General features: G+C 71.2%; 13 protein-coding genes. 8 read left to right on the top strand and 5 right to left on the bottom strand.

Annotated elements, in window-relative coordinates; all coding sequences use genetic code 11:
- Positions 1-104 precede the first annotated feature (104 nt).
- Positions 105-755: a UdgX family uracil-DNA binding protein gene (locus LUU90_RS14070; RefSeq protein ID WP_275004065.1), complete on the top strand. Its 651-nt coding sequence runs from the start codon at positions 105-107 to the stop codon at positions 753-755.
- A gap of 25 nt (positions 756-780) precedes the next feature.
- Here the strand turns inward: LUU90_RS14070 and LUU90_RS14065 are convergent, their stop codons facing one another.
- The 5 genes from LUU90_RS14065 to LUU90_RS14045 form a co-directional block, all read right to left on the bottom strand.
- Positions 781-1,971 carry a zinc-dependent alcohol dehydrogenase gene (locus tag LUU90_RS14065; RefSeq protein WP_275004064.1) on the bottom strand — a complete coding sequence of 397 codons (1,191 nt, stop codon included), beginning with the start codon at positions 1,969-1,971 and terminating at the stop codon, positions 781-783.
- A 128-nt stretch (positions 1,972-2,099) separates the two neighbouring features.
- Positions 2,100-2,822, bottom strand: coding sequence for a ZIP family metal transporter (locus LUU90_RS14060; RefSeq protein WP_275004063.1), 723 nt, complete (start codon positions 2,820-2,822; stop codon positions 2,100-2,102).
- 12 nt (positions 2,823-2,834) lie between these two features.
- A complete protein-coding gene (locus LUU90_RS14055; protein WP_275004062.1) occupies positions 2,835-3,209 on the bottom strand; it encodes a PLDc N-terminal domain-containing protein in 375 nt (124 codons plus the stop codon).
- A gap of 178 nt (positions 3,210-3,387) precedes the next feature.
- Positions 3,388-4,668 carry an ABC transporter permease gene (locus LUU90_RS14050; RefSeq protein ID WP_275004061.1) on the bottom strand — a complete coding sequence of 427 codons (1,281 nt, stop codon included), beginning with the start codon at positions 4,666-4,668 and terminating at the stop codon, positions 3,388-3,390.
- Complete coding sequence (locus tag LUU90_RS14045; RefSeq protein WP_425596242.1) at positions 4,665-5,348, bottom strand: ABC transporter ATP-binding protein; 684 nt, start codon at positions 5,346-5,348, stop codon at positions 4,665-4,667. The genes LUU90_RS14050 and LUU90_RS14045 overlap by 4 nt, the downstream gene beginning before the upstream one ends.
- 220 nt (positions 5,349-5,568) lie before the next feature.
- On the opposite strand from LUU90_RS14045, the gene LUU90_RS14040 reads away from it, so the two are divergent.
- The 7 genes from LUU90_RS14040 to LUU90_RS14010 form a co-directional block, all read left to right on the top strand.
- Entirely contained in the window at positions 5,569-6,786 is a 1,218-nt protein-coding gene (locus LUU90_RS14040) for a histidine kinase (RefSeq protein ID WP_275004059.1), read from the top strand.
- Positions 6,783-7,466 (top strand): response regulator transcription factor, encoded by a 684-nt coding sequence (locus tag LUU90_RS14035; RefSeq protein WP_275004058.1) that lies wholly within the window; start codon positions 6,783-6,785, stop codon positions 7,464-7,466. The genes LUU90_RS14040 and LUU90_RS14035 overlap by 4 nt, the downstream gene beginning before the upstream one ends.
- A 101-nt stretch (positions 7,467-7,567) precedes the next feature.
- Positions 7,568-8,104, top strand: coding sequence for a toxin-antitoxin system HicB family antitoxin (locus LUU90_RS14030; protein WP_275004057.1), 537 nt, complete (start codon positions 7,568-7,570; stop codon positions 8,102-8,104).
- A gap of 106 nt (positions 8,105-8,210) precedes the next feature.
- A complete protein-coding gene (locus LUU90_RS14025; RefSeq protein ID WP_275004056.1) occupies positions 8,211-9,053 on the top strand; it encodes a DUF4097 family beta strand repeat-containing protein in 843 nt (280 codons plus the stop codon).
- 154 nt (positions 9,054-9,207) lie between these two features.
- Positions 9,208-10,062 carry an ABC transporter ATP-binding protein gene (locus tag LUU90_RS14020; protein ID WP_275004055.1) on the top strand — a complete coding sequence of 285 codons (855 nt, stop codon included), beginning with the start codon at positions 9,208-9,210 and terminating at the stop codon, positions 10,060-10,062.
- Between the two features lie 11 nt (positions 10,063-10,073).
- Positions 10,074-10,835 carry an ABC transporter permease gene (locus LUU90_RS14015; protein WP_275004054.1) on the top strand — a complete coding sequence of 254 codons (762 nt, stop codon included), beginning with the start codon at positions 10,074-10,076 and terminating at the stop codon, positions 10,833-10,835.
- Positions 10,836-11,057: 222 nt separating this feature from the next.
- Positions 11,058-11,872, top strand: an 815-nt coding sequence (locus tag LUU90_RS14010; protein ID WP_342470269.1) for a DUF222 domain-containing protein, incomplete at its 3' end; no start/stop codon positions are given.

Raw genomic sequence — 11,872 nt, 5'->3', positions numbered from 1 at the left:
ATGCGTGGAGTGTCATATGCACTCACCGGGCGTGGGCGTTCGGCTCGCGTAGCGAGCGGACCGGGGTCACGACAGGCTGGAGGAGCAAGCCGAGGAGGTGCCCCGTGCCACGAGCCGGAACTGCCCGAACCAAGCCCGCCCGACCGGGCGCCCAGGAGTGGGTGCCCGCGAGCGCCGACGTCGGAACGCTTGCCCGGGCGGTGCACGACTGCCGGGGCTGCGAGCTGTGGGGCCCGGCGACCCAGGCGGTCTTCTCGGCCGGGCCGGACGACGCGGCGCTGGCCCTGGTCGGTGAGCAGCCGGGTGACCGCGAGGACCAGGAGGGCGAGCCGTTCGTCGGCCCCGCCGGCCGGGTGCTGGCCGACGCGCTGCACGCCGCCGGCATGGCTCCCGACGAGGTGTACGTGACCAACGCCGTCAAGCACTTCCGGTTCACCGAGCGGGGCAAGCGGCGGCTGCACAAGAAGCCCGACGTCGCGCACATCCGGGCGTGCCTCCCGTGGCTGGAGGCGGAGCTGACGGCGGTGCGGCCGCGCGTGGTGGTCGCACTGGGCGCGACGGCGGCCCGGGCGGTGCTGGGCCGTGCGGTGCGGATCGGCGCCGAGCGCGGCCAGGTGCTCGACGGCGAGACGCACGACGTGCTGATCACCACGCACCCGTCCGCGCTGCTGCGGCTGCGCGACCGCGCCGAGTTCGGCGCGACGTTCGACGCCTTCGTCGCCGACCTGCGGACCGCGGCGGAGGCGGCCGCCTGAAGAGCTCGCTGCCAGACGGCCTGGCTCAGGCCGCGGGGTCGAGCACCACCTTCACGCAGCCGTCCTCCTTGCGCTGGAACATGGCGTACGCCTCCGGCGCGCGTTCGAGCGGCCAGCGGTGCGTCTCGAGGTCGAGCACACCGAGCGGGTCCGCCGGGTCGGCCACGAGCCGGAGCAGATCATCGGTCCAGCGCCGCACGTTGGCCTGTCCCTGCCGGATCGTCACCTGCTTGTCGAACAGCCGCAGCATCGGCAGCGGGTCGCGCACGCCGCCGTACACGCCGGAGAGGGAGATGACGCCGCCGCGGCGCACCAGCTCGATCGCCGTGTAGAGCGCGGCGAGACGATCCGTACCCGCCTTCTTCATCAGCGGCCGGCCGACGGCGTCGGGCAGGAGCCCCGCGGCCTTCTGCATGGCCTCGGCGAGCGGGGAACCGTGCGCCTCCATGCCGACGGCGTCGATCACCGCGTCGGCCCCGCGCCCCCCGGTGAGGTCCCGGACGGCGCCGAGGATGTCCTCCCGCTGGGAATTGAGCACGGTGGCACCGTGGTTCGCCGCCATCGTGAGCCGCGTGGGCACCAGGTCCACGCCGATCACGAGCCCGGCTCCGCGGTGGGCGGCCACCCGGGCCGCCATCTGGCCGATCGGGCCGAGGCCGAGCACGACCACCGACCCGCCGTCGGGCACCTGCGCGTACTCGACCGCCTGCCACGCCGTGGGCAGCACGTCCGAGAGGTACAGGTAGCGCTCGTCGGGCTCGCCGTCGTCGGGCACGACGACGGGGCCGTACTGCGCCTGCGGCACCCGGAGGTACTCCGCCTGGCCGCCGGGCACCTGCCCGTAGAGCTTGGTGTAGCCGAACAGCGCCGCGCCGCTGTCCTCGGCGGTGACCTGCGTGGTCTCGCACTGGGACTGCAGGCCGTGCCGGCACATCCAGCAGTGCCCGCAGGCGATCCCGAACGGCACGACGACGCGGTCGCCGACGCGGAGGTCGCCGGCCTCCGGGCCGACCTCCTCGACCACGCCCATCGCCTCGTGCCCGAGCACGTCGCCGCTGTCGAGGAACGCGCCCAGCACGCTGTACAGGTGCAGGTCGGACCCGCAGATCGCCGTCGAGGTCACGCGGACGATCGCGTCGTTCGGCTCCACGATCCGCGGATCGGGGACCGTCTCGACGCTGACGTGCTCCCGGCCCTGCCACGTGAGTGCTCTCATCGTCGGGTCCTCCTGCCGTGTCGTAGGGACGCGCTGTAGGGATGCGCTGGACGCGCCGTAGGGACGCGCCGTTGGGATGGTCGGCGACACGTCCACGCTGGCACCGGGCTCGCCCACCCGCATCTCTGCTAGATCGCCGACAGCATCAGGGAGACCGCGAAGCCGACTGCCACCAGCGAGCCGGTGGCCACCCCCTCCTCCCGGTACGACTCGGGGAGCAGGGTGTTCGACACCATCGCGAGCAGCGCCCCCGCGGCGAAGCCCTGGGCGAGCGCCCCGGTCCGGCTGCCGGCCGGGTCGAGCAGGAGGTAGCCGAGAGCGGCGCTCACCGCCGCCACGAGGATGACCACCGACCACATCCACAGCACGCGCGAGCGCGTCCAGCCTGCCGCCCGCAGGCCGCTCGACGAGGACAGCCCCTCGGGGAAGTTGCTGAGGACGACGCCCGCGAGCAGCGCGACGCTGACGTTGCCCTCGAGTACCGTCAGCCCCAGGACGAACGACTCCGGGATGCCGTCGAGCACGGACCCGAAGACGATCGCGAGCGGAGCCCCGGCAGCCTGGGCCCCGCTCGCGTCCTTGCGCTCGCCGCCGCCACGGCGGGACAGCCACCAGTCACCGACCGTGAAGGTGGCCGCCCCCAGCAGCGTCAGGAGCCCCACGAGAGCCACGGAAGCGGTCTTGACCGCCTCGTCGACCAGCTCGAAGGCGACCGACCCGATGAGCAGCCCCGCGCCGAGCGCCATGACCACGGCGATGAACCGGCGGCTCGGCGCCCCCGCATAGGCGACGAGGGCACCGACCAGCAGTGCCGCCGCGCCGACCGCCCCCCACAGGAACGCTACGAGCATGAGCCCAGCCGCTCAGGCGAGCGCCTTCGCCTTGAGCCGCTCGTACTCCCCCGGCGTGACGGTGCCGGCGTCCAGGAGGGCCTTGGCGCTCGCGATCTGGTCGGCGGGCGCCGTGGTGGCCACCTCGCGGATGTAGTTCTCCGTCTCGGAACGTGCCTGGACGACCAGCTCGCTCTGTCGCCGCGCCATTCCCCTGCCGCGCGCGATCAGGTAGACGAACGCGGTGAGGACGGGCAGGAAGATCAGGAAGACCATCCACAGTGCCTTCCACCACCCCGAGAGCTCCTTGTCGCGAAAGAGGTCGGCGATGACCTGGAAGAGCACCATGAGGTAGGCCAGAAAGAAGAAGCTGTAGACCATCAGCCAGAAGAAGTCCCAGAAGTCCATGATCAGTCCTACTTTCGACGTCCTCCATGAGGCTCGACCCCCGATGTGCCGGTCGGCACGGACCGAGAGCCCGAAAGTAACCGCGCGGCAGGCTCCCGACCTCGTAGGAAACGGGTGAGCCGTACCGCCGGCGGGTCAGCCGCCCAGGTCACGAGGGTGACCTGGGCGGCTGCCGCCCTCACTCGTACCGCAGCGACGAGATCGGGTCCTGGCGCGCGGCCCGCAGCGCGGGCAGCGTGCCGGCGAGGAACGCGATGGCCATGACGCCGAGCACCACCGTGGCGACGCCGACCGGGTCGAAGGCGATGAGGGTCAGGCCGGGAAGGTCCGCCAGCAGGTCCCCGGAGACGCCGTTCACGAGCTGCCCGGCACCGACCGCCCCGAGCACGCCCAGCGCGCTGCCGACCAGCCCGATCACCACCGCCTCGATGCTGAACAGGGAGAAGACGCGGCCGCTCGAGAGGCCCATGGCCTTCATGAGCCCGACCTCACGGGTCCGCTCCTGGACCGCCATGAAGAGCGTGTTGACGATGCCGATGCCGGCCGCGACCAGCGCGATCACCGCAAACCCGTTGAGCACGAGCACGATGCCGTCGATGACGGCCGTGATCGTGCCGAGCTGGTCCTCCAGCGTGCTGCCGGTGAAACCGGCGTCGGCCAGGCGATCCTGCAGGGCCTCGGTCTGCGTCGCGCCGCCGCTCGTGTCGAACGAGACCGAGGCCTCCGCGTAGCGGGTGGTCTCCGCCTCGGGCGCCCCCGTGGTCTGCAGGTCGTAGAGCTCTGCCGCGAGGACGTCGTTCGGGACCGCGCCGCCCATGGTGAGCACGCCGGGTTCGGCGACTCCGACGACGGTCGCCTCGGTCGTCACCTGCTCGCCGGTGGCGTCGGTGACGGCGAGCACGACGGTCTGCCCGACGGCGTCGGCCGCGGAACCCAGGTCCAGCGGCTCGACATAGCTCTCGGGCAGCACCAGCTCGGGATCGGACGCGTCGAGGTCCACCTGCTCGCCGGACACCAGCTCGATCCTCATCCCGGGCACGAACTCCGCGACGGACAGCTGGTACCTCGTCCCGTCGTCGTGCCGGACGTAGTCGACCATGACGCTCTTGCTCGGCTCGACGCTCTCCACGCCGTCGATACCGGCGATGGTGTCGATGTCGTCGTCGGTCAGGGCGGTGGCCGTCGCGCCGGGCGCTCCGTCCGCTGCGATCTGGTTCGGGTCGTACTCGGCCGGGCCGTCGGTGGGCTCCTCCTCGCTCGCCTTGGTGACGGTCATGACGTCGTCGACCCCGACGGAGGCGACCGTGTCGTCGATGTACTGGTTGATGCCGGTGCCCAGACCGTTGGTCAGGGACAGCGTGAAGGCGCCGATGAAGATCGCGAGGACCGTCAGGCTGGTACGCAGCCTGGACCGGAAGGCGTTCTTGAAGGCGGTGCTGAGAACGTCGACGCCTCTCATGCCGCCACCGCCTCGCGCGCGGCGATCAGACCGTCGCGGATGTAGATCCTCCGGTCGCAGCGGGAGGCCAGCTCCTCGTCATGCGTGACGACCACCAGGTTGATCCCCCTCCGGCGGTTGAGGTCGAAGAGGATGTCCTCGACGACGGCGCCAGTGGCGGTGTCCAGGTTCCCGGTCGGCTCGTCGGCGAAGATCACCCGCGGCTGGTTGATCAGCGCGCGGGCGATGACCACGCGCTGCTTCTGGCCGCCGGACAGGTCGTTGGCCCGGTTGCCCGCCTTGTCGTCGATCTCGAGCTGGGCCAGGGCGGCGATCCCCTGGGCGGTGCGCTCGCGGCGTCCGACCCCGGCGATCTTCAGCGGGAGCGTCACGTTGTCGAGCACGCTGGCCTGGGCGTTGAGGAAGAACTGCTGGAAGACGAACCCGAAGGCACTGTTGCGCGTCTGGTTGAGCTGCTTGGCCGAGAGCCTGGACGTGTCGGTCCCGTCCAGCATGATGGACCCGGACGTCGGCCGGTCGAGGAGCGCGAGCAGGTGCATGAGGGTCGACTTGCCCGACCCGCTCTTGCCGATGATCGCTATGGACTCGCCCTCGGCGATGTCCAGGTCGAGGCCCTTGAGCGCTTCGAAGGCGCTGGGGCCGGAGCCGTAGGTCTTGTGCAGATTGCTGACGGAGAGCAGTGGGGAGACCACGTCGGCCGCCTCTCTCGTGTTGCCGGAGGTGATGACGTGACCAACTCTCGGCGACATCGCTCCCCCACGAATCGGCCCAGCGATGACTCCCGTGTACCGCCGTGGTGGTACAGCCGGATACCACCTGAGCGGGACGCGTCGGGGTACGGCGTGCGGGATGCTTGGCACGGCGCCGCCGGACCGGTGGCACCACCGGACGGAGGACGAGATGCTTCGAGGCGACAGGTTGCCGTTCGGCCCCGCGCACCGGGCACATGCCTGGGTCAGCCACGCGGTCGCCGCGGCCGCCGTCGTCTGCGCGAGCCCGCTCCCCGTCCGGGAGGACCTGTCCCCGGACTGGCAGAGCCGGCTCGTGATCAGCGCCGCGGCCGCGGCAGCGCTGCTCCTGCTGCGCCGGCGGCTGCCCGTCACGACGGTCGCGGCGACGGTGCTCGTCGTCTGGCTCAGCGTGCCTCTCGGACTCTTCAATCCCGGCGTCGTGCTGGCCGTCGCGATCGCCGCGTTCACGGCGAGCCGCACGCTGACCCGGCGGCAGGCCCTGTGGCTGACCCTTCCCGCCGGCGTCCTCGTCGCGGTCGCCGGAGCCCTGGCCGCAGGCCGGGGGGCCATGCAGTACCTGCTCCTCGTCCTGCTGTTCGGCGCGCTGGGCGACCTGGTCCGCGTGCAGCGCGAGCAGTTCCTGGCGGTCACGGAGCGTGCCGAGCGTGCGGAGGCGACCCGTGAGGCGCTGGCCAACCAGCGCGTGGCGGAGGACCGGCTCGCGATCGCCCGCGACCTGCACGACGCCGTCGCGCACCAGATCGCCGTCATCAACCTGCACGCCGGTGTCGCCGGCTCCGCGCTGCGCGAGCGGCCCGACGACGCCGAGCACTCGCTCGCCGTCATCCGCCAGGCCTCGCGGACCGTGCTCACGCAGATCGGCGACCTGCTCGCCACGCTGCGCCACCCCGATTCGCCGGGCGCCGGACCCGTCGGCCTGGCCCAGCTCGACGACATCCTGGCGCAGTTCCGCGCCCACGGCCTCGACGTCACCGTCCGCCGGCTGGGCGAGGCACGCGACCTGCCCGCCGCGGTCGACGTCGTCGCACTGCGGGTCATCCAGGAGGCGCTCACCAACGCCCACAAGCACGGTGCCGAGCACCGTGCGCACATCGTGCTCGAGTACTACCCCGACCGGCTGCATGTCACGGTGACCAATCCGGTTTCGGCGGGTGCGGGTGCGGGGCCGGGTGCGGGTGCGGGGCAGGGTGCGGGGCACGGCGGCGGGCACGGCCTGGTCGGGGCGCGCGAGCGTGTGGAGTCGGTGCGCGGCACGCTCACCCACGGCCGGCGCGGCGTCAGCTCCTGGGAGCTGGACGCGGACCTGCCCACACCCACCTCTAGGCCCGCGCCCGCGCCAGCGTCCACGCCAGGGAGCCGCCCATGATCTCCGTCCTCATCGCCGATGACCAGGCGCTGATCCGCTCGGCGGTCGCCGACCTCATCACCCACAGCGACGGGCTGACCATCGCCGGCGAGGCGGCGGACGGGCACCAGGCGGTCGCGCTCGCCCGCGAGCGACGTCCGGACCTGGTGCTGATGGACATCCGGATGCCAGGCCTGGACGGCATCGCCGCGACGCGCGAGATCTGCGCGGACCCGGACCTCGCGGCGGTCCGGGTCCTGGTGCTGACCACGTTCGAGGAGGACGAGTACATCGTCGGCGCCCTGCGCGCCGGCGCGAGCGGCTTCATCGGCAAGGGCGCGGAGCGGGACGACATCGCCGCCGCGATCCGGGCGGTCCACCGGGGTGATGCCCTGCTGTCCCCCGTCGCCACCCGGACGCTGATCGACCGCTACGTGCGGTCCGAACGACTGCGCACGAGCGAGCCGTCACGTGCGCTGCACGAGCTGACGGAGCGCGAGTCGGAGGTCCTGGCGCTGGTCGGTACGGGCCGCTCCAACACCGATATCGCCGCGCTGCTGGACATCTCCCCACACACGGCCAAGACGCACGTGAACCGTGTCATGGTGAAGCTGGGCGCCCATGACCGCGCACAGCTCGTCATCGCCGCGTACGAGAACGGGCTCGTTGAGCCGGGCGGCTACGCGGGGACGGGCCCCTGACCTGCAACTTCATTCGTGTGACACCATCCGGCGTCGCCTTGGTGTCATAGGTGGCGTCATGGGTCTTGCACTGACACCACGAGTGGTGTCATAGTGGGGTCATGGACCTGACGAGATATGTCGACGAGCTGCAGCACCAGCTCTCCACCGCGGCCGCCGCGGGCGGGGACGAGGCCCGCGAGATCGCCGGCCGCCTGACCGCCCCGCTCGACGCCGCCGCGCGGCTCGTCCTGCTCGAGGCCCTGTCCGCCGCGGCGGGCGAGATCTCCGCGGAGCTCGCACCCGGATCCGTCGACGTTCGGCTGCGCGGCGGGGAGCCGGAGTTCGTCGTCGCCGCGCCTGCCGCCGTCGCCGCACCGGCCGCACCGGCCGCGGCAACCGCACCCGCACCCGCGCAGCCGTTCGCCGGACCGGCGATCGCCGACGCGGACGCGGGCGCCACCACGCGCACCACCCTGCGCCTGCCCGATCACCTCAAGACGCAGGCGGAGGCCGCCGCCGCCCGCGAGGGCGTCTCGGTCAACACCTGGCTCGTGCGGGCGGTCGCCGCGGCGCTCGACCAGCCCGCCGGTCGGCCCGAGCCGCAGACCGGCGCCGGGCTGCCGAGCGGGAACCGTCTCACCGGCTGGGTGCGATGACCGCCCGCCGCGACACCACGTAGACACCGCAGCGCCACTCGGCGCCGCCGCACCGCCGCTCCGCACAGCCACTCCGCACCGCCCTTCGCCCTCACCTGGAGTCGTCATGCCCACTTTCCCCACCTCCTCCCCCGTCCCGGTCATCGTGGACGTGCCCTTCGGCAACCTGCACGTCATCGCCGGCGAGCGCGACGACGTCGTCGTCACGGTCCTGCCCGCCGACCCGTCGAAGTCGGGCTCCGTGCGCGCCGCCGAGGAGACCCGCGTCCAGCGCGACGGCGACGCCGTCACGATCATCTACCCGTCCTCCTGGAAGCAGTACGTCCTGCCCTTCACGGCCGGCGGCGCGCTGGTCAACATCGAGCTGCCGACCGGATCGCACCTCAGCGGCAAGGCCGGCTCGCTCTATGCGGAGGGCCGGCTCGGCACCGTCGACCTCACGCTCAACGGCGGCGACGCCCGGGTCGACGAGGCCGCCCGCCTCGACCTCAAGATCTCGGCCGGGTCCGTCATCGTCGGCCGGGCCACGGGTCCCACGACCGTGAAGGCGAGCTCCGGCGCCGTCCGGATCAACGAGTTCTCCGGCGAGGGCACCGTCCGGGCCAGCAACGGGACCACGACGGTCGGGGCAGTGACGGGAACGCTGGACATCGTCGGCGCGCACGCCGAGATCACGGTGGGCCGCGTGCACGGCACCCTGTGCGTGAAGTCGGCCCACGCCGGCATCCGCGTCGACCGCGTCGAGTCCGGAAGCGTCACGCTCACCACGTCCTACGGCTCGATCGAGGCCAACGTGCCCGAGGGCACCGCCGCCTGGCTCGACGTCGCCTCGGAGCACGGCACCGTCCGCAACCAGCTGACCCCCACGGAGGGCCCCGTCGAGAACGAGGCCACCGCCGAGATCCACGCCAGCACGGGCTGGGGCGACATCATCGTCCGCCGCCCCTGAGCTCTGAGGCCTGTCCGGCCTGAGCCCGGGCCGGCGCCGTCGGCCCGAAAAACACCTGAACCACCTTCCTGGCTACCCCCTACCCAAAAACCGTTCAGAACCACCCCTGGTCAGAACCATCCCGCACCAGACCACCCCCAGAAAGGGAAAGCACATGAGCACGCACACCGAGCGGAGCCGCGAGCCCGCGATCCGAGTGCAGAACATCGAGAAGTCGTACAAGGACCTGCATGTCCTGAAGGGCGTGGAGTTCGAGGTGGCGCGGGGCAGCATCTTCGCGCTGCTGGGCTCCAACGGAGCCGGCAAGACCACCGTGGTCAAGATCCTGTCCACGCTGCTCAAGGCCGACGCCGGCCGTGCGAGCGTGAACGGCTTCGACGTCGCGTCGCAGCCCGGTGACGTGCGGGAGTCGATCAGCCTGACCGGGCAGTTCGCCGCCGTCGACGAGGTCCTGACCGGGCGGGAGAACCTCGTCCTGGTCGCCAAGCTGCGCCACCTGAACAACCCCGGCCGCATCGCGGACGACCTGCTCGCCCGGTTCTCCCTGACGGAGGCCGGCGGCCGCAAGGCCGCCACGTACTCCGGTGGGATGCGGCGACGTCTGGACATCGCGATGAGCCTGATCGGGAACCCGCCGGTCATCTTCCTGGACGAGCCGACCACCGGGCTGGACCCGGAGGCGCGGATCGAGGTGTGGGACGCGGTCAAGGAGCTCGCCCAGGGCGGCACGACGGTGCTGCTGACCACGCAGTACCTGGACGAAGCGGAGCAGCTCGCCGACCGGATCGCGATCCTGCACCAGGGAACGATCATCGTCAACGGCACGCTGGCCGAGCTCAAGGCCCTCCTTCCGCCCGCCGAGGTCGAGTACGTCGAGAAGCAGCCGTCGCTGGAGGACGTGTTCTTCGCGGTCGTCGGCGGCGACGGCGCGGTCGGCACCTCCCGCACCACCAACGGCGTCGGACCGAGCAACACCACCAGCAACGACCCCGCCAGCGCGGACAAGTGAGGAACGAGACCATGAGCAAGCACTTCTTCGGTGACACCGCCGTCCTGACAGGACGGTCCCTGACCCACATCCTGCGCAGCCCCGACACCATCATCACCACCGCGCTGACCCCCATCGCGATGATGCTGATGTTCGTCTACGTCTTCGGCGGCGCGATCAACACCGGCAACAGCAGCTACGTCAACTACCTGCTGCCCGGCATCCTGCTGATCACCATCGCCTCCGGCATCGCCTACACCGCCTACCGGCTGTTCCTGGACATGCAGGGCGGCATCTTCGAACGCTTCCAGTCCATGCCGATCGCCCGTTCCTCCGTGCTGTGGGGACACGTGCTCACCTCACTGGTCGCCAACCTCGTCTCACTCACGATCGTCGTGCTCGTCGCGCTCCTGATGGGCTTCCGCTCCGGAGCCGGAGTACTGGCCTGGCTCGCGGTCGCCGGCATCCTGATCCTGTTCACCCTCGCCCTGACCTGGCTCGCCGTCATCGCCGGCCTGTCCGCCAAGACCGTCGACGGCGCCAGCGCGTTCTCCTACCCGCTGATCTTCCTGCCCTTCATCAGCTCGGCCTTCGTGCCCACCGAGACCATGCCCGGTCCCGTGCGCTGGTTCGCCGAGAACCAGCCCGTGACCTCCATCGTCGACGCCATCCGCAGCCTGCTCGCCCAGCAGCCCGTCGGTACCGACATCTGGGTAGCCCTGGCCTGGTGCATCGGCATCCTCGCCATCGCCTTCGGCTTCGCGATGACCACCTACCGCCGCAAGATCGCCTGACAACGCCCACACGACCAGTACCGACACGACGCTCGACCGCGGTCCCCGGTCGCACACCGCTGGGTGTGCGACCGGGGACCGCGGCATGCCGGCGCACGATCGTCCGACGTTCGCCAGCGGCCGGGGTCCGGTCGGATTTCTGGTCCGGCCAGCAGTGGCGTCGCGGCGACCGGGAGGTCGCGACGAGGTCGTGAAGGGTTATCCACAGATTTGATTTTGGCGATGCGGTGCGTACGCGCGTTCGAGATAATGGATGCAGTGAGGAAGTCAGAACTAGAGGCGCCTGAGGGGGTGGGACCGGTGGAGCAGTCGAAGTCAACGGATGGCGCCCCGGGCCCCGGTCTGCCTCCTGCTGAGTCGATCGAGGAAGCACTGGCCCGGTTCGAAAGCGCGATGGATGACCTGGGAGCGCTGACCGACCCTGAGGTGCTGGACGGATGGAACGCCCCAGCCGTTAGCCGCCTGGCGGAGGCCCATTCCCGGATTCGTCGGCTGACCGCTCGCCTGGACGGGGTCCGATACACGTTGCTGCCCCGGATCGAAGCGGACGGGTTTTGGCGCTCAGGAGGGATGGCGCGCGCGTTCACGACCTGGCTCCGGCTCCGGGAAGGCATCTCCGCGTCCACGGCAGGTAAGGACATGACGATCGCCCGCCGCCTCGCGACCGCCCTACCCGGGACCCGGGAGCGGTTGGTCGCGGGAACCCTGGGCGCGGACCACGCGAAGGTCATGACCGACGTCGCGCCGACCAGCGAGACCCGCACCGATGCGTTGGCGTGGCTGATCGACACCCGCACCGGTGAGACCACCACCCCCGAGCAGTTCGTGCAGACCGTGCCGGTCGACTTCCCTGACCCGGCCGAGGACCCCGACGGTGAACACACCCGCCAGCTCATCACCCAGGTGCTGGAGGACGCAGTCACCGACGGCACACTGGTCACCGGGGAAGGCCTGGTCCTACGCGAAGCATCCCTGCTCAACGCGGACCAGTTCCGGGTCGTGGCGCGCCGGTTCGCGACGATCACCGACCCCGACAC

Origin of the sequence: Promicromonospora iranensis, from assembly GCF_028994775.1 — a bacterium.
In the GTDB taxonomy this organism is placed as follows: domain Bacteria; phylum Actinomycetota; class Actinomycetes; order Actinomycetales; family Cellulomonadaceae; genus Promicromonospora; species Promicromonospora iranensis_A.
The sequence above is the reverse complement of the archived record's forward strand: the minus strand, read 5'-3'. Positions and strand labels throughout refer to the sequence as shown.